The sequence below is a fragment of the Vreelandella profundi genome (genome assembly GCF_019722725.1).
Lineage (GTDB): Bacteria > Pseudomonadota > Gammaproteobacteria > Pseudomonadales > Halomonadaceae > Vreelandella > Vreelandella profundi.
The window spans coordinates 1080726-1104062 of the sequence record NZ_CP077941.1 but is presented as its reverse complement, the minus strand read 5'-3'; the positions used below and the strand labels follow the sequence as shown (position 1 = coordinate 1104062).

Genomic DNA, 23337 nt, shown 5'->3' with positions numbered 1-23337 from the left:
TATGGCGGCAACCATGCATTTTTCAAGGCATGCTTTTCAAGACATGCTTTTTCAAGGCACGCGAAACTTAACCGCTGCCTGTGACTATTTTCCGCCACGCGCCTTTAACAAAGCGGCGCCAAGTGCACCCATGGGCGCCGCCTGTTCAGAGGGTTTCGAAGCACTACGCTGCCCCCGCGCAGGCTTTCGCTGAGCGTTATGCGAGTCAGCGCCGTTCTTAGCATCATTTTCAGCCTCAGGCTGATCATCCAAGCGCATGGAGAGCCCTACTCGCTTACGCGCAATATCAACGCTCATCACTTTAACCGTCACAATGTCCCCGGCCTTTACAACGCTGCGCGGGTCGTCGATAAAACGGTCTGATAACGCCGAGATATGCACCAGGCCATCCTGATGGACGCCAATATCAACAAAGGCACCAAAGTGCGTGACGTTGGTAACCGTACCTTCAAGCACCATGGCGAGCTTGAGATCTTTAAGTGTTTCAACCCCTTCACGAAACTCAGCGGCTTTAAACTCAGGGCGCGGATCGCGGCCGGGTTTATCTAGCTCTTTAAGAATATCGCTAACCGTAGGCACCCCAAAACGCTCGTCGGCAAAGTCGGCAGGCTTGAACGCTTTGAGTGCCGCGCTATCGCCGATCAAACCTTTCACTTCACGACCACCCTGCTTAGCGATACGCTCCACCAAAGAATAGGCCTCAGGGTGAACGGCACTAGCATCCAACGGGTTATTCGCATTATGAATACGCAGAAAGCCGGCGCACTGCTCAAAGGTTTTCGCGCCTAAGCGGCTTACCTCTAATAGCTCTTTACGGCTTTTAAAAGCGCCTTTTGCATTGCGTTGAGCAACAATATTTTCAGCCAGCGCCGCACTCAGCCCAGCCACCCGTGAAAGGAGCGCGCTGGAGGCGGTATTGAGATCGACACCGACCGCATTAACGCAGTCTTCGATCACGACTTCCAGGCTACGCGACAGCTGTACCTGGGAAACATCGTGCTGATATTGCCCCACGCCAATCGACTTGGGCTCGATTTTGACCAGCTCCGCGAGCGGGTCCTGCAGGCGACGGCCGATGGACACCGCGCCGCGGATAGTAACGTCTAAATCAGGCAGTTCACGCGAGGCGTATTCAGAGGCAGAATACACCGAGGCACCTGCTTCTGAGACCATCACTTTGCTTAACCGATGCGCGGGCGCCAGCGCCTTGACCAACTCACCTGCCAGCTTATCGGTTTCACGGCTAGCGGTGCCGTTACCAACAGCAATCAGCGCAACGCCGTGCTGCTTGATCAGCTTGGTTAGCACGCCTAACGACTCATCCCAGCGATTCTGCGGCGCGTGAGGATAAATAGTCGCTTGGTCGATAAATTGCCCGGTGGCATCGATCACCGCAATTTTACAGCCCGTCCGCTGGCCGGGATCAATCGCGAGCGTAATCTTCTGGCCCGCGGGTGCCGCTAGCAGCAGGTCTTTCAGGTTGGCTGCAAACACTTCGATCGCCGTTAATTCAGCGGCTTCGCGTAGGCGGCCCAGCAGCTCGGTTTCCAGTGCGGTATAAAGCTTTACGCGCCAGGTCCAGCGGACAACTTCAGCGAGCCACTTATCCGCCGCACGCCCCTGATCACTAATGCCGAACTGCTTGGCAATCGTCACCTGAGCAGGATGAATTGGAGCATCGTCTTCACCAGGCAAACGAATCGACAGGCTTAAAACACCTTCGTTGCGCGCGCGGAACATTGCCAACGCGCGGTGAGACGGCGCTTTGGCCAGCTTCTCGTCGTGCTCAAAGTAGTCGGAAAACTTAGCGCCCTCCTGCTGTTTGCCCTCAAGCACGCGCGCACTAAGTTCGCCCTCTTGCCACAGCCGTTCGCGTAATTGGCCAATCAGCTCGGGGTCTTCGGCAAAGCGCTCCATCAAAATCTGCTTGGCGCCATCTAGCGCAGCCTTGGCATCTTCGATGGCGGGAATATCACCTTCCGCCGGGCGTAAATAATGAGCGGCTTCGCTTTCAGGGTTGAGCGTAGGATCAGCCAGCAGCGCATCGGCCAGCGGCTCAAGCCCTGCTTCACGGGCGATTTGTGCTTTAGTGCGGCGCTTTTTCTTAAAGGGCAGGTACAGATCTTCCAGCCGCTGCTTGGTTTCAGCGGCGTCAATGCTGGCCTTCAGCGGGCCGTCTAGCTTGCCCTGCTCATCAATGGCGGTGAGCACTGCGCTGCGGCGCTCTTCCAGCTCGCGCAAATAGCGCAGCCGTTCATCTAACTGGCGTAGCTGAATATCGTCCAGGGCGCCGGTGACTTCTTTACGATAGCGGGCAATAAACGGCACGGTGGCGCCGCCATCCAGCAGCTCTACCGTGGCAGAAACTTGTTCGGGACGTACGCCTAGTTCAGTGGCTAGGCGGGAAATAATACGCTGATTGACATCCATAAATTACAACTAACTCATGCAGCATTTGATATGTTGCCAAGGTACCACAAACCTGCCGCGGCTGGCATGACTTGCAGCGCAACCGGGCAAGGCCCATTTGCGGCGTCTCGTCATCGGCCATAAACAAAAGCTATGATCAGACGACATCACAATGATCCGCAGCCACCCATAAAAAATGGGACAGTGCCGAAGCACTGTCCCATTTTGATAACACTGACAGGCAAGCCTATTTTCAGCTCACCTGCGGGCCCGCTTTGACGATAGCGTCGCTGACACCTTCGAATTTCTTGAAGTTATCAACAAACTTCGTCGCCAGTTCTTTGAGGTGACGATCGTATGCATCACGGTCTTGCCAGGTTTCACGCGGATCAAGCAGGCTAGAATCAACGCCCGGCACGGAAACAGGCACCTGCAAATTAAGGCCATCAATATGCTTGGTTTCGATATCGCGCAGCACGCCGGACTGAATAGCACTGATGATGGCGCGCGTCGTCGGGATGGAGAAGCGTGAGCCGCCTTCACCGTAAGCGCCGCCTGTCCAGCCAGTGTTGACCAAATATACCTGAGCGTCTTTTTTGTCGACACGCTTGATCAAAAGATCCGCGTATTCACGTGCAGGACGCGGGAAGAACGGCGCGCCGAAGCAGGTAGAAAACGTCGCGGCCAAGCCTTCAGACGAACCCATTTCGGTTGAGCCCACTTTGGCGGTGTAGCCTGACAGAAAGTGATAAGCCGCCGCTTCTTTAGACAGCACGGACACCGGTGGCAGCACGCCAGACATATCGCAAGTCAGGAACACAATAGCATTCGGCTCGCCCGCCAGGTTTTCCGGTACGCGCTTCTCGACGTGCTCTAACGGGTAGGCGGCACGGGAGTTCTGAGTCAGGCTGTCGTCAGCGTAATCGGGCTCACGACGGTCATCCAAGACAACGTTCTCAAGCACGGTGCCGAATTTAATGGCGTTCCAAATAACCGGCTCGTTCTTTTCAGAAAGATCGATGCACTTGGCGTAGCAGCCGCCTTCCATATTGAAGACAATGCCATCGCCCCAAGCGTGCTCGTCATCGCCAATCAAAAAGCGCGCCTGGTCAGCGGAAAGCGTGGTTTTACCAGTGCCAGAGAGGCCGAAGAAAAGGCACGTTTCGCCATCTTCACCAACGTTAGCCGAGCAGTGCATCGGCAGCACGTCGGCAGCCGGGAGCAGGAAGTTTTGCACCGAGAACATGGCTTTTTTCATTTCACCAGCGTAACGCATGCCGGCGATTAGCACTTTCTTCTCAGCGAAGTTGATGATCACACAGCCATCAGAGTTAGTGCCGTCGCGCGAAGGATCACACTCAAAGCCTGCGGCATTAAGGATTGTCCATTCGTCTTTAGCGGCTTGGTTGTAGGCCTGAGGACGTACAAACATGGTACGGCCAAACAGGTTTTGCCAAGCGGTTTGGGTGGCGACGCGAACCGGCAGGTAGTGAGTAGAGTCACTGCCGACGTGCAGTTCAGTAACGAAGTGTTCTTGGCTAACTAAATACTCATCAACCCGGTTCCACAAAGCGCTGAACTTGTCGGCATCGAAAGGCAGGTTGACACCGCCCCAATCGATTTGACTACGCGTAGAGGGCTCATCGACGATGAAACGATCTTTCGGAGAACGACCGGTACGCAGGCCCGTATTTACTACCAGAGCACCGTTGGCCGACAGGCGGCCTTCGCCACGTGCCACTGCGCGCTCGATCAGTTCGGCGCTGCTGAGGTTGACGTGGGCTTGGGGAGCAGCTTGAGTCGTGGTCATGTCGATTCCTGGGCGTTGAGGCCGTTGTGTCTCATTTACCGGGCGAAAGGAGCTGCTTGCAAAAACGCAATGCGTCTAACGTGCAAACATCTTCATTACCATCGCCTTAAAGTTCATCCCAGCCATGACAAAACCGGCTGGGTGCGCTGAAGTCGGGCGCATTATGGCAAAAAGAAAGCCCCCGGGAAACGGGGGCGAAGATCAAAGATCGTGTAGTTAAACTACTACATAGGCACTACATTTTGTGTTGCAGCGCAGTAAATAATCAAACGGGCGTTTGCCAGAAGCGCCGAATTCATTGAATCCATTGAGCCTCCCCCAACGGGCAGAAGATCCATTGGTGGCTGTATCTGACTACACAATCAGTGAATTATCGGTGATGGCGCCTCTGGGTCATCCAACAAAGTTTCAATATCCGCCGCCGTGTAGTGATATTTCGTGTGACAAAAGTGGCATTGCGTGTCGATTACGCCCTGTTCTTGGAGAATATCGCGCAGCTCTTCTTGGCCTAACGAATACAGCGCGGACGTCATTCGCTCGCGAGAGCACGTGCAGCCAAAGCGTAACGCTTTCGGATCGAAGACGCGCACCGTTTCTTCATGATAAAGGCGATAGAGCACTTCACGCTGCTCAAGACCCAACAGCTCTTCTGTTTTGATAGTATCGGCCAGCTGCACGCTGCGACTCCAGGCATCAACATCTTGGTTTTGCGACGCTTCCGGCAGGCGCTGCAACAGCAAACCACCGGCGCGCCCCTCATTCGCTGCCAGCCATAGGCGAGTCGGCAACTGCTCTGACTGGCTGAAATAGTCCTCCAGGCAGCCGCTCAGCGTGTCTTGGTCTAGCGCCACAATACCTTGATAACGATTGCCTTCACGAGGATCGAGAGTGATCACAATTTGGCCTTCGCCCACCAGTTCGCGAAAGCTTGCATGCTCACTTGGCAGCGCGGCATCTTCGGCGATACGGGCAATCGCACGCAGCTCACCGCCGGGGTTAGACTCAGCCATTAATAACGACAGCACGCCTCGCCCGCGCACTTCAATACTCAGCGTGCCATCCAGCTTAACCGTATCAGTCAGCAGCGCCACCGCGGCCAGAAGCTCGCCCAGCAGCTCATTGACCGCGGCCGGATAAGCGTGGCGATCCAACACTTCGTGATAGGCGGCCGACAGGGTGACGATTTCACCGCGCACATTGGTTTGATCGAATATAAAGCGTTGAATTTGATCGGACATTATTTAACTACCTAGTGTTTAAAGTGCAGCTGATGTTTAACGGTGACGACTAAAAGCGCGGAAATTAGTCTCCCTGATGGCGCTGGAAGCGCTGGATATCGCGGCGCTGCTTTTTATCAGGGCGCTTAAGCGGATGCTGCATCGCCTCATTGGTGAGCCGCCGCGCCTCGGCTTCACGCGCACGGCGCTGGATGCTGTCGTCGGTCTCGGCATACAGCATGCGTGCTTCCGGCGCACCACGGCGCTGGTTCGAAAGCGATACCACGTCTACTTCAAGAACCTCCCATCCTTGCGGCACGCGAATACTGGCCCCCACTTCGACATTTTTACTGGTCTTAACGCGGGCACCGTCGTAATGCACTTTGCCACCTTCGATCGCTTTTTTGGCAAGCGCGCGCGTTTTAAAAAATCGCGCAGCCCACAGCCATTTATCTAAGCGTACGCTTTCACTCATGCATGCTCTCCTTGTCGTTACGACGGCAGCTGCTCAGGCAGCAGCTGGGCAAATCGATCCAGAGCAATAAATTCCTGCAGCTCTTTTTCAGGCCGCTGACTATCCGGCTGTTTAATGCCCAATAAATGCTTAATGCCAAACTCACGGGCACTCTCTAACACGCTGGCGTTGTCATCGATAAATAGCGTACGGGCAGGGTCAAAGGCTTCGATTTCCTGTAGCGCGAACCAAAACGCCTGCTCTTCTTTGGCAGCGCCCACGTCCTCGGACGAAACGATCGCGTCAAGGTAGCTTTCCAAGCCAGTGAGCGGGAGCTTCAAGGCAAGGCTTGCACGATCGGCGTTAGTGGCCAGGATGACGCGAGGGTGCGCCTGCTTTAACCATTTAAGAAAATCCAGCGCGTCACTGCGCAGGCCAATCAAGTGCTGCACTTCGCGCTTTAAGGCAACAATGTCTACCCCGAGCTCACGGCTCCAGTACGCCAGGCTGTACCAGTTCAAAGTGCCCTGCTCACCAATAATGCGAGCCTTTAGCGCCTCTTGAGAGGCTTCATCTAACTGGTGCAACTCACGGTAGCGTCGCGGTAAATGTTCAAGCCAAAAATGGCTATCGAAATGTAAATCTAGCAGCGTACCGTCCATATCGAGAAGGACGGTGTCTATCTCGCGCCAATCAATCATTGTCGCTCCGGTCGCGTAAGGAGTAAGCGTGCTATTGTAGCTTAACCGCCTTTTACCAGCCATGGAGGCACTCTTTTATGTCCGACTCCTTTATGCCCAACTCCCCCACCGCTCCTCATGATCCAGACACCCGCAGCAGCACTGATTACCTGCGCAAACCGCAAATTCTATCCCGTGAATGTGTGGCGCAAAGTCGCTTATTTCAAGTGGAGTCATTAGCACTGCGTTTTTCTAACGGCGAGGAGCGCCAGTTCGAGCGTTTAACCGGCGCTGATCGCGGGACGGTGATGATTGTGGCAATGCCAGACCCTGATCACGTATTGCTAATCCGAGAATACGCAGCCGGATTTGAGGATTACGTACTGACGCTGCCGAAAGGGCTGGTCGACCCCGGTGAAGACATCATCACCGCGGCCAATCGTGAGCTGATGGAAGAGTGCGGCTTTGGTGCGCACTGCATTGAACCGCTGGTCGAGCTTTCGTTGGCCCCTAACTACATGCGCCATCGTATGCAGGTGCTGCTCGCCACCGACCTATATCCTAAACGGCTGCCGGGTGATGAACCCGAACCGCTGATTGTGGAAACGCATGCCTTAGAAGAGCTGCCTGCGCTGTTAATGCGCGATGATTTCCATGAAGGGCGTACCATTGCCGCCCTCTATATCGCCAGGGATAAGATGCGGGAAGAAAAACGTAACAGCGCCACTGATTTACTCTAGCCACAGATGAGCGGGCAGCAGCGTTGGCGTTTACCCAACGCTGCGTTCACTTCAGAAGTGATGCCTAAGAGAAATCCAGCGCCGTTGACGGTGGCTGTCTAGCCCTGCTTCTAGCAACGCCATTGAGCGCAGTGCGTCATCCACGCTAACCGGCAGCGGCGCCTGCTCACGAATAGCGGCGGCCACACCTTGATAGTAGGCAAGATAATCACCGGGCAAGGTGGCATGTTCACGTTGCACTAGCGACGCGCCGTCACTGTTCCCTTCGCGTAGCGTTAACGTACCGTGCTGAGTATCGTTACCCCAGCGTGGCCCGGGCATCTCACCAGCTTTCAAGCGTTCCTCCTGCGGATCCAAACCATACTTGACATAGCTGCCCTCAGTGCCGTGAATCCGAAAGCGTGGCGTGGGGTCGGCCGCTAGCGTGCTCGCCGCCAGGGTAACGCGAAAGCTTTCATAATCCAGCACGGCAAGGAAGTCATCATCAGCCTTTGCACCATCACGCCGGGCACTGACGTCCAGCAAAATGGCGTGAGGCATCCCGAACAGCTCGCAGGCTTGGTCGAGCAGATGAGGGCCCAGGTCGTACCAAATGCCGCCTCCGGGCGCGGCCTTCTCACGCCAGCGGTCAATCACCTGCGGACGAAAACGATCAAAGCGTGATTCAACGCTGACAACGCGGCCTAACGTTCCAGCATCAAGCAATGCCTTGACGGTTAGAAAATCGCTGTCCCAGCGGCGGTTGTGAAATACCGAAAGTAGGCGCTCTTTATCATCAGCTAATTTTTTAAGCAGCTTGCCCTCTGACAACGTGACCGTGAACGGTTTATCGACCACCACGTGTTTGCCGGCAGAGAGCGCCGCTTTAGCCAGTGAAAAATGCGTATCGTTGGGCGTTGGGATAACGATGAGGTCTATATCGCTACGCTGACATAGCGCTAGCGCCTGGCTCTCTACCTCGACGTTCGGTAATGATGCCCGCACCTTGGCGGCATCACTGGATGAAACAGCCACCAAATCCAGGCCTTCCGTGGCCTGGATCAGCGGTGCGTGGAAGGTTTGGCTAGCGAAACCGAAACCAACTAATCCAACGTTAATGGTCGCCTTCATTGCATTCCTTCACATGTATTAGCGCGATTTATTACCCGACTTGAGCTATCCATTCGAGCAAAGCAGTCTCGCAAGGGCAGCGCCGGGTTATTGGCATCGCTTTAATCTCTGAATTGACTCTAATCTTAGTCACGGCCAAATACGACATCAGCAACGTCGCGATAGCGCTTGGCGAAGTGCACTGTCATGCCCTCTTTCAAATAATCCGGCAATTCTTCGTAATCACGCCGATTAGCGTCGGGAAGAATTAGCTCGAATATATCGCTACGCCGTGCGGCAATCACTTTCTCGCGAATACCCCCGACCGGCAACACTTGACCGGTTAACGTCAGCTCGCCGGTCATTGCCAGCGGCCGGTCAATAGCGTGATGTTTGGCTAGTGACATCAGCGCCGTTGTCATCGTAACGCCTGCCGAAGGGCCATCTTTAGGCGTCGCCCCTTCCGGCACGTGTAGGTGCACAAACGCTGAATCAAAGAAATCGGCATCGGCACCGTATTCTTTCAAGTGACCAAGCGTATAGCTGTAGGCGATATTAGCCGACTCCTGCATCACCTCACCCAGCTTCCCGGTGAGTTTGAAGCCGCGGTCCAAGGAGTGCACTTTACCCGCCTCAATCGGCAGCGTTGCGCCGCCCATGGACGTCCACGCAAGACCCGTTACGACGCCTTCACCGGTTAACACTTTCTCTTTACGGAAGATCGGCGCACCCAGGAACTCTTCTAAGTTCTTAACCGAAATCTTGACCGTCTCAATATCTTCTTCCAGCAGTTTCACGGCTGATTTACGCACGATGCGGTGAAGCTGCTTTTCCAGCTGCCTTACTCCCGCTTCACGGGCGTAGCCTTCAATCACCTGTCTTAAAGCCGCATCGGTTAAGTTAATGCGCTTTTTAGGCAAATTGTCGCGTTTAAGCAGTTTCGGCCACAGGTGGTTCTTGGCAATTGCTAATTTCTCTTCCGCGATATAGCCGGAAAGACGAATTTGCTCCATACGATCAAGTAATGGCCCGGGGATCGAATCCAAGGTGTTAGCCGTGCAAACAAACAGCACTTTCGAAAGGTCCATCCGAACATCGAGATAGTGGTCGAGGAAATCGACGTTCTGCTCGGGATCAAGCACTTCCAGCAGCGCTGAAGCAGGGTCCCCCTGGAAGGACTGCCCCAGCTTGTCGATCTCGTCCAGCATGATGACAGGGTTTTCGACCTCCACCTCTTTAAAGGCCTGCACGAGCTTGCCGGGCATAGCGCCTACATAGGTGCGTCGATGCCCTTTAATTTCCGCCTCATCGCGCATCCCCCCGACCGAAAACCGGTAAAACTGACGTCCTAGGGCCTCAGCGATTGACCGTCCGATCGAGGTTTTACCCACCCCTGGCGGGCCGACTAGCAGCACAATCGAGCCGCCAACATCGCCCTTAAAGGTGCCTTCGGCCAGAAATTCGATAATACGTTCTTTAACGTCTTGAAGGCCGTCGTGATCCCGATCCAGCACTTGGCGAGCACGAGGCAGATCCAGCTGATCCTGGCTGGTCACGCCCCAGGGTAGTGAAGTTAGCCAGTCGAGATAATTACGCGTGGTGCCATACTCTGGCGATCCGGTTTCCAGAACGCTGAGTTTGTTAAGCTCATCATCAATTCGGGTTTGAACGCGTTCAGGCACCACCAGCGCATCCAGGCGAGCCCTGAAAGTATCCACATCGTTTTCACGATCATCTTTAGAAATACCCAGCTCGCGCTGGATCACTTTCAGCTGTTCACGCAGGAAGAATTCGCGCTGACGCTCCTGCATCTGCGCATTAACCTGCTCACTAATTTCGCCCTGCAGCAGCGCAACGTCGATTTCTTTACGCAGCAGCGGCAGCACTTTCTGCATCCGCTCTTCTACCGAAAGTGTTGCCAGCACATCCTGAAGTTCGGGGCCTTTGGCAGAGGTAATCGCCGCCGCAAAGTCGGTCAACGGACCTGGCTGATGGGGACTAAAGCGATTGAGATAGTGCTTAAGCTCTTCGCCATACAGCGGGTTTATCGGCAGCAGCTCTTTAATCCCGTTGATAATCGCCATAGCGTAGGCGCGGGTTTCTTCATTCTCCGCGTCAACCGGCTCTTTTGGATAAGTGACCTCAACTAAATAAGGCGGCTCTTTGGAGAGCCAGCGGGTAATTTTAAAGCGCTGCCGGCCCTGAGCAATAAACTGAATCTGCTCATCTTCACTCTTTAGCTTATGGACTTTGACGGCGGTGCCAATTTCGGGAAAGTTTTCGTGATCAATGGAGCTGACGCCCTGCTCACCAACAAACGCAACGCCAATCATGTGGTGTGGCGTGTTGCCGACACGACGCATGGTCTCTTCCCAGCGCTCCCGGTTAATCACTAAAGGCTGAACCTGGGCGGGGAAGAAAGGACGATTATGAATGGGAAGAAGATAGATGCGCTCCGGCAGCATTTCGCTGGCGGGCACTAACGAATTTACCCGCTCTCCGTCTGAACGGTAGTCTTGGCCGCCCTGATCTTCATTCGCTTTTTGAGAGCGTTTATCAGAATTCTGATTAGAGTTGGAGGCTTTGTCAGAGTTTGTAGAGAACTCATCGTCTACTTGCCAGTCAAGATGCTCATCATCGCGGTCGTAATCTTGGTCGCTCATGCGTCCTCCAATGAACCGATATTAGCGGTGAGAACCGCCTAACGTTGCCAATGGAATGCGGGCACATAGCCAAAACTTCAACCCTTCACGCCTATAACCGAGTGTTTAAATCATGCGGCAAGCTAAGCACTCATCAATGATTACGGCCAAAGTTCAGGCATTGGGCGACCGTTAACCCGCCATACGCCACGTATAACGTCAAACTGCAGTTCACGGGTGCCGAGCGGCAGGCCTAGCCACAGCGCGGCTACGGTGGGGGCTTCGTGCCAGGTGAAATCGCCATCAATGCGTTCAAGCCACTTAGCCTGCTCTTTGTCTTTGTCCAAATCGACGACACTTAGCTCATCTAACTTGCGGGCATCGAAAAAGAGCGCGCCGTCCGCATCTAAGCGAATGCCCAATAAGGGGCTGTCTACGGCGACGGTCATGACATCCAGACGCGGTGAATCACTGAGCATGCTGCGTAGATCTGGCTCAAGGCGGGCTAATAACCCCTCGGCCATCGGCAGGCTTGAGTCTCCCCAGGCGGCTTCTTGACGTAAACGACGAATGCCATTGCGCACCGCGTCGGCGTTCAAGCGAGAAAGCTCCATCTCGACTCGACCATTCATTAGCGGCGTATCGGGCGCCTCTGAGGGCACCAGCACGTCGCCGACCTCTAGCTCACCTTTAATACGCAGCTCGCCTTCATCCAACACCATGTGGCTATGCAAATCTAAGGGCGAAAGCTGCATATCAAACGCGGGGTAGCTCAGCTGCAGGGTTTCAATATTTAAATGATCGCGCTGTGAAAAGTGATAGGCACCATCGGTATAGGTATAGCGACTTTCAAGAACGGTTGGCCCAACCGCAAGCTGGGACATGCCATCGGTCAAGGTGAGCTGATCTAACATCGCACGCAAACGCCAGTCGCCAAACACGCCTTCCAGGCGTAGACGAGCCCCCCGAACGGATAGCTCGCGACCATTTTGCTGAATGACGAAGGGAGCCAGTGCGAGGCGCAGCTCGCTGTGGCCGCTCAAGGTGTGATAGCGACCTTGCCAGCGTGGTACAGAAGGCGCGGTGACTTCACCCACGGCTTGCTGCAGCACGGTATCTAAGCGGGGTAAAAGGGAACCTTCGACGTCGGTACTTAAAATACCGTGGCGGGCGTTGTAGTTAAGCTCAAGTCGCCAAGGACGGCCTAAAAGCGGAGATAGAATAAGCCTACCATGGGAGCTTAACCAGCCTTGGCGGCTCTCAGTGCGGCTAACACGCCACTCGCCACGCGCCTCTAAATCCTCTAAAGCCTGGTGCAGGCTGCGTTCAAAAAGAATGCTTGAGAGAAGCTGCGCTGCCACCCATACCACGGCGATTACCGCCAGCGTGGGGACAATCAGACGTTCCTTGCGCATACTCTCTCCTTGAAACCAACGCACTCGACGCAAACATATTTAAAGCCAATAGTTGAAGCCAATAGCCGAAGAAAATGCACCCGAAAAACCGACCTATTGCGCTGGTTCTACTGACTGCGCCCTGCTCACCTCGCAACTGACCGCTGAATAAGTATCTTGCTTAATGCAGCCAGAACCAGAGGTGCATCGTACTCCAGGCGTAAACCCCCGCCATAACATCATCGATCATAATGCCAAAACCACCGGCGACGCGGCGGTCTGCCCAGCGGATTGGCCAAGGCTTAAAGACATCAAAGATGCGGAACAATACAAATCCCCATAGCGCAGCTTCCCACGAAAAAGGCACCGCCGCCATGGTCAACCAATAACCGACAAACTCATCCCACACAATCCCTGAGTGGTCATGCACGCCTAAATCATGTGATGTTTTATCGCAGAGCCAAACGCCCACAATAAAGGCGATAAAGCAGATACTTAAATACCACCCCAGAGGTAAATCCGCCATCATCCAATAAAAAGGAATCGCGGCTAGGGTGCCAAACGTACCGGGTGCCCAGGGCACTGTACCGCTGCCTAAGCCAAAGGCAAAAAAATGCGTTGGGCGACGCCAGACACTTTTCGGTGCTCGATTCATGGCGTTTCCCCACTAAAATGCTGCCAACCAGCATAGCCACTGATATCTGTCTGATCAGCAGCACTAAGACCTAGCGCTTCCTGACAGCGGCCTATGACGGTTAACGTCAACCCCAATGGCGCCAAGCGCTGCTGCGCTTTAGCAATATTGTCACTACTCAATGTCACTAGCAGCTCATAGTCGTCACCACCGCAAAGCGCTGACTGCCGCGCGGCTTTTCGGCCTAGCGCGCCTTCCAGGCCTTGCGCTAGCGGCAAGGCGTCTATATCGATCACCGCCCCAACGTGAGAGGCCGCGCGTAAGTGCGCTAAATCGGCCAGCAGACCGTCAGAAATATCCAGGGCCGCGGTAGCCAAACCACGCAGCGCAACGCCTGCGCTCAGGCGCGGTTCTGGCAATAAATAACGCTGCAACAGTGGATGCATTAAATCACGCTCGCCCTGTTTCCAGAGCGCCAGACCGCCTGCTCCGCCGCCTAGCGCACCGGTCACCGCAATTAAATCGCCCGCCTGAGCACCGCCTCGAGTGAGCGCCTCATCTACCGGCACTTCACCCATCACGGTAACGCCAATAGAAAGAGCGCCTGACGTGACATCGCCTCCGACCAGCGTCGTGGCATGTCGCCTGCTAAGCGCGTGAAAGCCGCGCGCATAGTCGGCTAGCCATGCCTGGGTAGCGTCGTCGTCAGCAAACGAGCGCTGATCAAAGGTCAACGCCATTAAGCACCAGCGCGACGCTGCTCCCATGGCCGCTAAGTCGCTAAGCGCTACGGCCAATGCACGATGGCCCACCGCAAATGCCGGGGCTTCGCGGGGAAAGTGCACATCCACTACCGAGGTATCAACGCTCACGGCCAACCGCTGGCCTGCTTGCGGCACCAGTAGCGTGGCATCGTCGCCACATCCTAGTGCGACGCCATCAGACGCCGTCGCCTCCTGCGACGGCATAAAGTAGCGTTGAATCAAATCAAATTCGGCAAGCACAAAGGCCCCTTAAACGCATTGTCATACCGCTCACGTTCAGAGACGACGAGCGCTGACTTCGGCACTGCGCAAGCGAATGGCCAGCTTGTCCAGAATGCCGTTCACGTATTTATGGCCATCGGTGGCGCCAAATGACTTAGCCAGCTCAACGCCTTCATTAATCACGACACGATAAGGCACTTCCATACGGCGCGATAGCTCGTAAGCGCCCAGCCTTAAAATCGCAAGTTCCACTGCATCAAGATCTTCCAAGCGGCGATCTAACAGCGGCGAAATATCACGGTCCAGCTCTGCTTTAAAACGCACCGTGTTGTGAAGCAGCTCATGGAACAGCGCCTTATCGGCGATTTCCATCACTTTCACCCAGTTTTCGTGATCTTCCAAGTCATCATCGGCAACCTGGCTTCGAAACTCGGCTTCAATGGTCGTGATGGATTTGCCCGTCATGTGCCACTGATAAAGCCCTTGCACGGTTAACTCACGCGCTGCGTGACGACTCTGCTGAGCGGCAGACGGTTTACGCTCGCTCATTGGGAATCTCCTGCCGAAAGTGCGCGTAGCAAAGAGACCATTTCCATTGCTGCCATCGCCGCCTCAGTACCTTTATTGCCCGCCTTCGTACCCGCGCGCTCAATCGCTTGCTCAATGCTTTCAACGGTTAACACGCCGTTGGCAATCGGGGTATCAAATTCAAGCTGCAGGTGGTTAATAGCCGTGTTGCAGCCGCCAGCTACGTATTCAAAATGAGGCGTTCCGCCGCGAATCACCGCTCCTAGCGCAATCACCGCATCAGGCTTCATAACTGTCAGCACGCGCTTAACCGCCAGCGGCAACTCCCAAGCTCCCGGCACGTGCACAATGTGAATATGCTCAGCGTCGACGCCATGACGCGTCAAACTGTCGATAGCGCCTTCTACCAGGCTATCGACGATATGGTGGTTAAAACGGCCGACCACGATGACGTAACGGCCATCGACATCAACAAAAGTACCTTCAACTTGAGAGAGGGAGTGCATCAATTTATTCCTGCTGAGAAGTTGGCTCATACGCCGTGTCATTAGGGCCAAGACGCTCAACGACTTTGAGATCAAAGCCGGAAAGCGCGGAAAACTTCCACGGTGAACTAAGTAATCGCATTTTACCCACGCCTAGATAGCGCAGTATTTGCGAGCCAGTGCCGATGGTTAAATAATTGCCGGCGCCGTCGGAATCGCTGGTACGCGGCTGGCGAACGCGATCAAGGAAAATATCCAGCTGATCCTTTAAATCCTGATGCGGCCTTCCGTCATCGATCAACACAAATACGCCGGGCGCCGAGCCGGCAATCTCTTCAAGTGCGCCGTGCGCATCCCAGCGGCACTGCTCACCTTTCATCAGCCCCATCACATCACGTAGCGTATCGGTCAGATGCACGCGAACCGTGGTGACATCCGCAGCGGTAGGCTGGCCATTCACGAGCGCCAAATGATGAGCGCCCTGAATGCGGTCACGGAACACGTGCAGCGTCAGCTCACCGTGAGAGGTCATCACAGAAGACGCTTCAATATGATCAACGGTCTGCTCATTGACAATACGATAATGGATCAAGTCTGCAATGGTACCGATCTTAATATCGTGTTTCTCAGCAAACGCTTCAAGCTCTGGGCGGCGCGCCATACTGCCATCATCATTCATGATTTCACAGATGACACCGCTGGGGTCAAATCCCGCCAGCGCCGCTAAGTCACAGGCGGCTTCGGTATGCCCTGCGCGACGCAGCACGCCCCCCGGCTCGGCCATCAGCGGGAAAATATGCCCCGGCTGAACAATATCGGCCGGCTTGGCATGCACAGCCACGGCAGCCTGTACGGTACGCGCACGATCAGCAGCGGAGATACCCGTAGTAACGCCTTCAGTCGCTTCAATCGAAAGCGTGAACTTGGTGCCAAAACCAGAGCCGTTGTCGCGCACCATCAGCGGCAAATTAAGCTGCTCACAGCGGGCTCGCGTCATAGGCATACAGATAAGACCGCAGGCAAAACGGGCCATGAAGTTGATATGCTCGGCCTGCACCTTTTCGGCGGCCATAATGATATCACCTTCGTTTTCGCGATCCTCATCATCCATGAGAATCACCATTTTGCCTTGGCGGATATCGTCCACCAGCTCAGCGATAGGGGATAGTCCCCTAGAGGAGGAGTGCGCCATGGAATCTCCAAAAAATGTTGTCGCGAAAGGTGCTCGCGTTTGCTGCGATTTCGCGCGTCAGGGTACCTTGGTATCGTCACTGGCGCTAGTCGGCTGAGGGGAAGCGATAATGCGCCAGTCACGCCCCACCGCGCGCATATCATGAATAGTTAAACGCCGCTGATCGGCCATACGGGAAAGCCCGGGCAGCGCAAACAGGGGCCGCGCTTCACCCCCTAGCAGCGTCGGCGCCACAAACAGCTGCAGCTCGTCGACCAGCTCAGCATCAAGCATGGCCCCCGCGAGCGTCGCGCCGGTTTCTACCAGCAGCTCATTAATCTGCTCATTCTCAGCTAGCCACTGCAGCATTAAATCTAGATCGATACGACCGTCGCTACCGGCTGGCAATACGTGTACTTCAGCGCCCACCTGGGTTAGCCGTTCGCGCTTTTCAGCCAAGTGTTCTGGCGTAGTGATGACCAAGGTGCGCCCGGGTTCGCTCAAACAGGCAGCGGCTAAAGGTAAGCGCAGCCGAGTATCTAAAACAACCCGCAGAGGCTGTCGACGAACCACGTCGTCAGCATTATCGAGCTGAAGCTGTTCAGCGCGAAGCGTAAGGCGCGGGTCGTCCATAATCATCGACTCAACGCCGCTCAATATCGCGCTAGACCGTGCGCGCAGTCGCTGCACTTGGCAGCGCGCCTCTGGCCCGGTAATCCACTGTGACTCCCCTGACCCCATCGCCGTACGACCATCTAAACTCATCGCCATTTTCAAGCGCACAAAGGGCCGCCGAGCCGTCATTCGGGCAATAAAACCAGGGTTCAACGCGCGCGCTTCGCTCTCGAGCAACCCCACCGCGACGTCAATGCCTGCCGCTTCCAAGCGCTGTAGACCTTGGCCACTGACCTGAGGATTAGGATCGACCATCGCAACAACGACGCGGGCCACCTTGGCTACCAAGAGCGCCTGAGCGCAGGGCCCGGTGCGGCCGGTGTGCGAACAGGGCTCCAGCGTCACGTATGCCGTCGCGCCTTGGGCAAGCTCGCCCGCGGCGTTTAAGGCGTGAATTTCCGCGTGAGGTTCTCCGGCACGTAGATGAAAACCCTCGCCAACAACCTGCCCATCTTTCACGATCACACAGCCAACCCGCGGGTTAGGGTCGGTCGTGTAAAGCCCTTTATTTGCCAGCTGTAGCGCCCGCGCCATATAACGGTGGTCGGCTTGACTAAAGGCGGCACTCATTTCAGCGGCTCGCTGCCTTGGCCAGGCTTGGCAGATGGCACTTGAGACGGCTCTTGAGACAAACGATCAATCTCGGCGCGAAACTCGTCCAAATCTTGAAACTTACGGTATACAGAGGCGAATCGGATATAGGCCACATGATCCAGCGTTTTTAGCGCCAGCATGACCGACTCGCCGATATCGCGGGCGTTGACTTCGCGATCACCCCGCGCGCGCAGGGTTTGACGAATGCGCTCCACCGCCGCTTCAATGGCTTCTGCGCTGACCGGACGCTTCTCTAGCGCACGCAGTATACCGGCCCGCAGTTTGGCCTCATTAAAACCTTCTCGCGAACCGTCGGATTTCACTACCCGCGGCATGACGAGTTCAGCGGTTTCATAGGTAGTAAAGCGCTCTTGGCAGCTCGCACACTGGCGCCGGCGGCGTACTTGGTCGCCATCGGCTACTAACCGCGAATCGGTCACTCGAGTATCGTTTGCACCACAAAAAGGGCAATGCATGGCGGTCAACCTGTTGTCAGCTCGTGTCAGCGGGCCCACGAGTTAGCGTTTAAACGCGGTATCTACCTCGCATTGTAGCGATTTGGCACACAAGCTGCAGCGTTTGTAGCAGATTGTTTATCAGGAGTTCGTCATGCCCCCCTTTGAGCAGGCTGTCCACGGCTACCTCAGCCATCTTTATGGCCCTAGAGCTTGCGAGATTCAGCGTCGTTTAAACCAGCATATTACGCACTTTCTGTCGCTTGCACCCTTTTCGTCTACGGGCATCGACGCTCAATCTAACAATGCACCGTCTTGGAGCGAGAAGGATCAGTGGGTGATCAGCTATGGCGACTCCATTATTGATGAAGACCTGCCACCGCTGGCCGTGCTCAGCGACTTCCTCCAGGCGCGGTTAGGCGAGCGTATTAGCGGTGTGCACGTACTGCCTTTTTTCCCGTGGAGCAGTGACGACGGCTTCTCCGTCATCCACTATCGGGAAGTCAATACCGACCTGGGCGACTGGTCACATATTCGCGAGCTCGCCAGCCATTATGATTTGATGGCCGACTTAGTGCTCAATCACGTCTCGCGGGAATCGCTGTGGTGCGTCGATTATCTTAGCGGCAGCCTGCCCGGTCGCGACTACTTTATCGAGGTTGATCCCAGTACCGATGTGACTCAGGTAGTGCGCCCTCGTAGCAGCCCTCTTCTAGTGCCGATATCAACCCGTCGCGGCACGCGCTATCTGTGGGCAACGTTTTCCGAAGACCAGCTTGATCTGAATTTTGAAAACCCGGACGTACTGCTAGAGTTCGTGGGTATTTTGTTGTTCTACCTGGAGCAAGGCACGCGGATTGTGCGCCTGGACGCGGTGGCCTTCTTATGGAAGCGGCTAGGCACCTCGTGTATTCATCTGCCAGAAACGCATACCGTCGTGCGCCTACTGCGAGCCATAGTGGATCACGTCGCGCCCGGCACGCTGCTCATTACCGAAACCAACGTTCCCCATCAGGAGAACATCAGCTATTTCGGGCTGGAACGGCTTCCCGAAGGCGAACCCGATGAGGCGCACATGGTTTATCAGTTTGCACTGCCGCCTTTACTACTGCATACATTAACCCGTGGCGAGACCCATACGCTGCAAGCATGGCTAACGAGCCTACCCATCCTCCCCGATCACTGCACTTACCTGAACTTTACCGCGAGCCACGACGGCATTGGCGTACGCCCGCTAGAAGGACTGCTGCCTGATCATGAGCGTGATGCATTGCTGGAACTCATGCATCGTTTTGGTGGTTTTGTCAGCATGCGCAGCAATCCTGATGGCAGCGACACGCCTTACGAGATTAATATTACCTGGTTCGAAGCCATGCGCGGCACCCGCCGTGGCCCAGACCCTTGGCAGATTGCCCGGTTTATATGCAGCCAAGCGATTATGCTGAGCTTACAAGGGATCCCAGCGCTGTATATCCACACACTAACGGGCACGCTCAACGATGTAGAAGGCGTTGAACGCAGCGGCCGTCTGCGCTCGATTAACCGACGCCGATGGCAGCGCAGCGAACTTGATCTACTGCTAGACAGCCCTTCCACGCCCACCCACGATGTTTTTCACACCTTAAATCGGCTGCTGGACCAGCGCCGCCAAGAGCCCTGCTTTCACCCTAATGCCGCACAGTGGGTCTTGGCATCCGCCCCTGAGCTACTCGCCGTGGAACGCGGGCCGCTTGCAGATGGCCGGCGTCTGCTAGCGCTGTATAACGTCACCGATACGCCGTTTGCGCTGGGAAATAGCGGTGAGGCCGTCATACAGGCGCTGGATAGACATACTTGGCAAGCGCTTGATCCCGATAATCCTTGGAATGCTGAAGGCGCTCTTTCTCCTTATGCGGTACGCTGGCTAGTCACCTACAGCTAAGGATATAACCGAACGTGCGTTTACATTACCGACCCATCATCAGTGGCGTGTTATTACTCACAGGACTGGGAAGCACAGCCATCGGCTATGCCGACGACCTTCCTACACCGATACAGTCTCTCGCTGACCAAGGCTTTGAAATCCATGGACAGTTTGATTCACCCGGCGATTTACGCGGCTATGGCGTGACGAGGCAGGGCCAGGAGATGGCCGCCTACTTAACCCCCGATGGGGAACACGTCATTGTGGGCACGCTGATGGATAGTGAGGGCAATGACCTCACTGACGCGCAGCTGGATGAGCATGTACGAGCGCCGCTAGAAGCACAAACCTGGCAGCTATTAGCACAGAGCCACTGGATTCAAGATGGCGATGCCGACGCCCCCCGAGTGATTTACGTTTTCACCGATGCCAACTGCCCCTACTGCCGCCAGTTCTGGCAAAACGTTCGCCCCTGGGTAGAGGCCGGCGATGTGCAGCTGCGTCATATTATGGTGGGCATTTTAGCCCCTGACAGCCCCGGCAAAGCCGCCGCTATACTAGGTGCCGACGATCCCGCTGCCACGCTGCAGGCACATGAAAGTGGCCAGCAAAGTATTGAAGCAAGCGCCCAGCCACGGGATATCGAAGAACAGGTGTATGCCAATAACCAGCTGTTTGAGGAGTTAGGATTGTACGCAACGCCGACCAGTGCCTTTCAGCGTGAAACGGAAAACGGCACCGTTCGCATTGATCGTATTCAAGGCCTGCCTAGCGATGAACAGCTGATCGACATGATGGGCAGCGAAGCGCCTTAACTGCCACGCTCATGATGAGCGCGGCATTTGGCCAGACACTAAACCCTCCCTTGATTATCCAGCTCTACCGCTTCGTGCATGCGGGCCAGCAGATCAGGCACAGCGGCCTGCACACGGTTCCAGCTAGGAATAAAGGGTCGCTCACGCGGGTTATCCATAAACAGGTTGTCCGCTTCGAGTAGATTGCTGGCGAACAGCTCAACGGCCTGCTCTTCCGTATGTCGGTCTAGGCTTAGTCCGTTCATCGTCGCATCGTGGTCGTAGGCTTCTATTAAATCTAACGCGAAACGATAGTAGGTGGCCTTAATCGTGCGAAAGTCTTCGCTGCTAAAGGTAATACCTTGGGTCGCCAATTTGCGATACAGCGCTTTAGAAATATCTAGGCTCATGCGATTTAAACCACCGTCTGGATCATCTTCGCTGACCGGCTGATGCTTGTGATCATACGCATCGGCAATATCCACTTGGCACAGTTGACGCAGGGAGTAGTTGCGCTGTAATTCAGACAAAACGCCAATTTCTAGCCCCCAGTCTGCCGGTATACGGATACCTTCCAACACGTCGCTGCGCATGGCGAACTCACCCGAGAGCGGGTAGCGAAAGCTATCCAAATAGTCCAGATAAGGCAGCGGCCCACAAACGGTTTTTAACGCCCGCAACAGCGGCGTTACTAATAGCCGTGAGACGCGACCATTGAGCTTCCCTTCGGCAATGCGCGGGTAATAGCCTTTACAGAAACGGTAGTTAAAATTCGGATGAGCGACCGGATACATCAAACGCGCCAGCAAACCCCGCTCGTAGGTCAAAATATCACAATCGTGCAGCCCGACTACCGATGACCGCCCAGACGCCAAGACATACCCTGCGCAGTACCACACATTGCGCCCTTTGCCTGGTTCTAACGCACCCAGCCCGTGCTCTTCTAGCTCCGCATCCAAGGCACGTAACCGCGGGCCGTCATTCCACAAAATACGCGTATGCTGAGGCAGGCGAGAGAAAAACTCCTTGGCATATAAAAACTGCTCACGATCAGCCCGATCCAGGCCGATCACAATCTCATTGAGATAAGGCACTTTCACTAACTCATCAACAATCGCCGGTAATGCGGTTCCTTCCAATTCGGAAAATAACGAAGGCAGGATCAATCCCATTGGGCGTCGACGTGAAAATTGACATAGCTCCTGCTCTAGCGCTTCTACTGAGCGTCGAGTGAGGTTGTGAAAATCAGTAATAATGCCGTTTTGATGAAAGTCGCTCATATGCCTGCCTTCCTGAGTGAGTTAAATAACGGCTTCACATGTTGGTGCCGCGACTAAACGGCGTTCGTCTCGCCCCCAAAAATGGGCCACCCCCTCGGCCCAGCCAGTCGGCCCTGCTGCTTGCGTGCGATATAACGACAGGTTTTTAGGCTCAACGATCAAATCATGGCAGCCGCGAATAACCACGGCGTGATCGACGGCTTCCAGCATCGTGATGTCGTTGGGCCCATCCCCCAGGCCAAGTGACAGCGGCGTGCGCCCTCTTAAGGCGGCAAATCGCTTAATCAACCACGCCACCGCGCTACCTTTATCGGCGGTGCGCCCCATGACATGCCAAAAACGCCCGCCTTGGGTCAACGCCAATCCATCGCCTTCCAAGGCAGAGCGGAAGGTATCCAAGGCAGCCGCACTGTCTTGCCATAACAGTGGCTCGCTGCCTTCTCGCTGACGCGCGTCTCGGGCGCGCGCTTCGTCAAGCCCGGTGAGCTCCATCACTTCTAAGACGCTCATCTCACCCATACGCGTAAAGCGACACCCAAGTCGTTCGCGCCACACCTTTAGGCGAGCACGAATAAAGCCAATATCGACCCCCGGATGCTTGATCACTACGCCGTCGCGCCCACTGCTCGGGCGATCTAAGCGTGCATGGCACCAGCCCGGCGGCAGGCCAATGACAGCGCCATTTTCAGCAATAAAAGGAGTTGCGGTAAGACCCAGCGCTTCGCGTAAAGGGATTAGCTCGGCACGGGTTTTACTGGTGACAGGGATTACCGGTACTCCCAGCTGTTTTAATCGGGCAAGCCACGGCACAGCGGGACTGAAGTCATAGCTATGGTGGTCTAATAGCGAGCCATCTAAGTCGGTGACAACTAAGCGAGGCTGCAAAGCAGGATCTATAGACAAAATGGGTGCTGAGGGATGATTGGCTTCAGGCATGGCACTACCTCGTTTCAGTCTTAACGCACTGCCAAGACGTCGTGTCTGGATTACCAAGCTTATAACGCAAATAACACGCCAAAAAATATAAGTTCTTATTTCGCAGTGAGTTACATATCACTAGTGTAGCGGCATAGCGCTCAAGCCAATGGCAGCACCAAAAAGCAGCACCGTGAGCGCACCAAAAAAGCGCATAGAAAAACTGGCACGTGCTGCTGTCTTCCAACGGCTGTGTGGCTAATGCACAGTGGTGCTAATAACCTGCCCACCGCGTGTAGGCTAAACCTTTCTAAAATGATGCATTAAAGCAAAATGCGCGCTAGCATACTCACCGAAGAAATGACTGCAGAGTGAGCCCTTTCCCACCAGCCGTTAGCCAACGGTCAGCGTAATTGGTTACCTTGTTAGAGGGCCAAGGGGGCTGGTAACGCCATCTCATCCCATCGCCAAATATGTAAAGG

At 55.1% G+C, this 23337-nt stretch carries 20 protein-coding genes; 3 read left to right on the top strand and 17 right to left on the bottom strand.

From position 1 onward, the window contains the following. Window positions 1-84 precede the first annotated feature (84 nt). From KUO20_RS05110 to yrfG, 5 genes are all read right to left on the bottom strand, one after another. Window positions 85-2430, bottom strand: coding sequence for a Tex family protein (locus tag KUO20_RS05110; RefSeq protein WP_235041813.1), 2346 nt, complete (start codon window positions 2428-2430; stop codon window positions 85-87). A gap of 232 nt (window positions 2431-2662) precedes the next feature. Further along, window positions 2663-4219 (bottom strand): phosphoenolpyruvate carboxykinase, encoded by a 1557-nt coding sequence (locus tag KUO20_RS05105; RefSeq protein WP_235041812.1) that lies wholly within the window; start codon window positions 4217-4219, stop codon window positions 2663-2665. Between the two features lie 362 nt (window positions 4220-4581). Beyond that, window positions 4582-5457, bottom strand: a complete 876-nt coding sequence (gene hslO / locus KUO20_RS05100) for an Hsp33 family molecular chaperone HslO (protein WP_235041811.1) — start codon at window positions 5455-5457, stop codon at window positions 4582-4584. Between the two features lie 64 nt (window positions 5458-5521). Next, the gene (locus KUO20_RS05095; protein ID WP_235041810.1) at window positions 5522-5911 is read right to left on the bottom strand and encodes an RNA-binding S4 domain-containing protein; all 390 of its coding nucleotides are present in this window, start codon (window positions 5909-5911) and stop codon (window positions 5522-5524) included. A gap of 17 nt (window positions 5912-5928) precedes the next feature. Next, window positions 5929-6591, bottom strand: coding sequence for a GMP/IMP nucleotidase (gene yrfG / locus KUO20_RS05090; protein ID WP_235041809.1), 663 nt, complete (start codon window positions 6589-6591; stop codon window positions 5929-5931). A gap of 92 nt (window positions 6592-6683) precedes the next feature. On the opposite strand from yrfG, the gene nudE reads away from it, so the two are divergent. Next, window positions 6684-7310, top strand: coding sequence for an ADP compounds hydrolase NudE (nudE, locus tag KUO20_RS05085; protein ID WP_235042425.1), 627 nt, complete (start codon window positions 6684-6686; stop codon window positions 7308-7310). A gap of 51 nt (window positions 7311-7361) precedes the next feature. On the opposite strand, the gene KUO20_RS05080 is transcribed toward nudE, so the two are convergent. From KUO20_RS05080 to nrdR, 10 genes are all read right to left on the bottom strand, one after another. After that, window positions 7362-8420 (bottom strand): oxidoreductase, encoded by a 1059-nt coding sequence (locus KUO20_RS05080; protein WP_235041808.1) that lies wholly within the window; start codon window positions 8418-8420, stop codon window positions 7362-7364. 125 nt (window positions 8421-8545) lie between these two features. Next, window positions 8546-11062, bottom strand: coding sequence for an endopeptidase La (lon, locus tag KUO20_RS05075; RefSeq protein ID WP_235041807.1), 2517 nt, complete (start codon window positions 11060-11062; stop codon window positions 8546-8548). A gap of 140 nt (window positions 11063-11202) precedes the next feature. Next, window positions 11203-12456 carry a DUF945 family protein gene (locus tag KUO20_RS05070; protein WP_235041806.1) on the bottom strand — a complete coding sequence of 418 codons (1254 nt, stop codon included), beginning with the start codon at window positions 12454-12456 and terminating at the stop codon, window positions 11203-11205. 160 nt (window positions 12457-12616) lie between these two features. Next, on the bottom strand, window positions 12617-13090 hold the full coding sequence (locus KUO20_RS05065) for a phosphatidylglycerophosphatase A family protein (RefSeq protein ID WP_235041805.1): 474 nt from the start codon (window positions 13088-13090) through the stop codon (window positions 12617-12619). Continuing rightward, a complete protein-coding gene (gene thiL, locus KUO20_RS05060; RefSeq protein WP_235041804.1) occupies window positions 13087-14073 on the bottom strand; it encodes a thiamine-phosphate kinase in 987 nt (328 codons plus the stop codon). The genes KUO20_RS05065 and thiL overlap by 4 nt, the downstream gene beginning before the upstream one ends. Window positions 14074-14109: 36 nt before the next feature. Next, a complete protein-coding gene (nusB, locus tag KUO20_RS05055) occupies window positions 14110-14604 on the bottom strand; it encodes a transcription antitermination factor NusB (RefSeq protein ID WP_235041803.1) in 495 nt (164 codons plus the stop codon). Further along, window positions 14601-15089: a 6,7-dimethyl-8-ribityllumazine synthase gene (gene ribH, locus KUO20_RS05050; protein ID WP_235041802.1), complete on the bottom strand. Its 489-nt coding sequence runs from the start codon at window positions 15087-15089 to the stop codon at window positions 14601-14603. Before ribH ends, nusB begins: the two co-directional genes overlap by 4 nt. Window positions 15090-15093: 4 nt before the next feature. After that, window positions 15094-16260 carry a bifunctional 3,4-dihydroxy-2-butanone-4-phosphate synthase/GTP cyclohydrolase II gene (gene ribBA, locus KUO20_RS05045; RefSeq protein WP_235041801.1) on the bottom strand — a complete coding sequence of 389 codons (1167 nt, stop codon included), beginning with the start codon at window positions 16258-16260 and terminating at the stop codon, window positions 15094-15096. Between the two features lie 57 nt (window positions 16261-16317). Beyond that, complete coding sequence (gene ribD, locus KUO20_RS05040; protein WP_235041800.1) at window positions 16318-17484, bottom strand: bifunctional diaminohydroxyphosphoribosylaminopyrimidine deaminase/5-amino-6-(5-phosphoribosylamino)uracil reductase RibD; 1167 nt, start codon at window positions 17482-17484, stop codon at window positions 16318-16320. After that, entirely contained in the window at window positions 17481-17984 is a 504-nt protein-coding gene (gene nrdR, locus KUO20_RS05035; protein ID WP_235041799.1) for a transcriptional regulator NrdR, read from the bottom strand. The genes ribD and nrdR overlap by 4 nt, the downstream gene beginning before the upstream one ends. A gap of 133 nt (window positions 17985-18117) precedes the next feature. On the opposite strand from nrdR, the gene KUO20_RS05030 reads away from it, so the two are divergent. Together KUO20_RS05030 and dsbG are read left to right on the top strand one after the other, a co-directional pair. Next, window positions 18118-19884, top strand: a complete 1767-nt coding sequence (locus KUO20_RS05030; protein WP_235041798.1) for a sugar phosphorylase — start codon at window positions 18118-18120, stop codon at window positions 19882-19884. 14 nt (window positions 19885-19898) lie between these two features. Next, window positions 19899-20681 carry a thiol:disulfide interchange protein DsbG gene (gene dsbG / locus KUO20_RS05025; RefSeq protein WP_235041797.1) on the top strand — a complete coding sequence of 261 codons (783 nt, stop codon included), beginning with the start codon at window positions 19899-19901 and terminating at the stop codon, window positions 20679-20681. Between the two features lie 38 nt (window positions 20682-20719). Here the strand turns inward: dsbG and KUO20_RS05020 are convergent, their stop codons facing one another. Both KUO20_RS05020 and KUO20_RS05015 read right to left on the bottom strand, forming a co-directional pair. Beyond that, window positions 20720-21940: a glycosyltransferase family protein gene (locus KUO20_RS05020; RefSeq protein ID WP_235041796.1), complete on the bottom strand. Its 1221-nt coding sequence runs from the start codon at window positions 21938-21940 to the stop codon at window positions 20720-20722. Window positions 21941-21961: 21 nt separating this feature from the next. Then, window positions 21962-22876: an HAD-IIB family hydrolase gene (locus KUO20_RS05015; protein WP_235041795.1), complete on the bottom strand. Its 915-nt coding sequence runs from the start codon at window positions 22874-22876 to the stop codon at window positions 21962-21964. Between the last annotated feature and the right edge of the window lie 461 nt (window positions 22877-23337).

Excerpts from the sequence above, each read along its gene's own strand:
- KUO20_RS05070 (WP_235041806.1), bottom strand. The coding sequence starts at position 12,456 with ATGCGCAAGGAACGTCTGATTGTCCCCACGCTGGCGGTAATCGCCGTG.
- nusB (WP_235041803.1), bottom strand. The coding sequence starts at position 14,604 with ATGAGCGAGCGTAAACCGTCTGCCGCTCAGCAGAGTCGTCACGCAGCG.
- hslO (WP_235041811.1), bottom strand. The coding sequence starts at position 5,457 with ATGTCCGATCAAATTCAACGCTTTATATTCGATCAAACCAATGTGCGC.
- KUO20_RS05030 (WP_235041798.1), top strand. The coding sequence starts at position 18,118 with ATGCCCCCCTTTGAGCAGGCTGTCCACGGCTACCTCAGCCATCTTTAT.
- ribH (WP_235041802.1), bottom strand. The coding sequence starts at position 15,089 with ATGCACTCCCTCTCTCAAGTTGAAGGTACTTTTGTTGATGTCGATGGC.
- KUO20_RS05110 (WP_235041813.1), bottom strand. The coding sequence starts at position 2,430 with ATGGATGTCAATCAGCGTATTATTTCCCGCCTAGCCACTGAACTAGGC.
- KUO20_RS05095 (WP_235041810.1), bottom strand. The coding sequence starts at position 5,911 with ATGAGTGAAAGCGTACGCTTAGATAAATGGCTGTGGGCTGCGCGATTT.
- KUO20_RS05065 (WP_235041805.1), bottom strand. The coding sequence starts at position 13,090 with ATGAATCGAGCACCGAAAAGTGTCTGGCGTCGCCCAACGCATTTTTTT.
- lon (WP_235041807.1), bottom strand. The coding sequence starts at position 11,062 with ATGAGCGACCAAGATTACGACCGCGATGATGAGCATCTTGACTGGCAA.
- KUO20_RS05015 (WP_235041795.1), bottom strand. The coding sequence starts at position 22,876 with ATGCCTGAAGCCAATCATCCCTCAGCACCCATTTTGTCTATAGATCCT.
- yrfG (WP_235041809.1), bottom strand. The coding sequence starts at position 6,591 with ATGATTGATTGGCGCGAGATAGACACCGTCCTTCTCGATATGGACGGT.
- ribD (WP_235041800.1), bottom strand. The coding sequence starts at position 17,484 with ATGAGTGCCGCCTTTAGTCAAGCCGACCACCGTTATATGGCGCGGGCG.
- nrdR (WP_235041799.1), bottom strand. The coding sequence starts at position 17,984 with ATGCATTGCCCTTTTTGTGGTGCAAACGATACTCGAGTGACCGATTCG.
- nudE (WP_235042425.1), top strand. The coding sequence starts at position 6,684 with ATGCCCAACTCCCCCACCGCTCCTCATGATCCAGACACCCGCAGCAGC.
- ribBA (WP_235041801.1), bottom strand. The coding sequence starts at position 16,260 with ATGGCGCACTCCTCCTCTAGGGGACTATCCCCTATCGCTGAGCTGGTG.
- KUO20_RS05105 (WP_235041812.1), bottom strand. The coding sequence starts at position 4,219 with ATGACCACGACTCAAGCTGCTCCCCAAGCCCACGTCAACCTCAGCAGC.
- KUO20_RS05020 (WP_235041796.1), bottom strand. The coding sequence starts at position 21,940 with ATGAGCGACTTTCATCAAAACGGCATTATTACTGATTTTCACAACCTC.
- KUO20_RS05080 (WP_235041808.1), bottom strand. The coding sequence starts at position 8,420 with ATGAAGGCGACCATTAACGTTGGATTAGTTGGTTTCGGTTTCGCTAGC.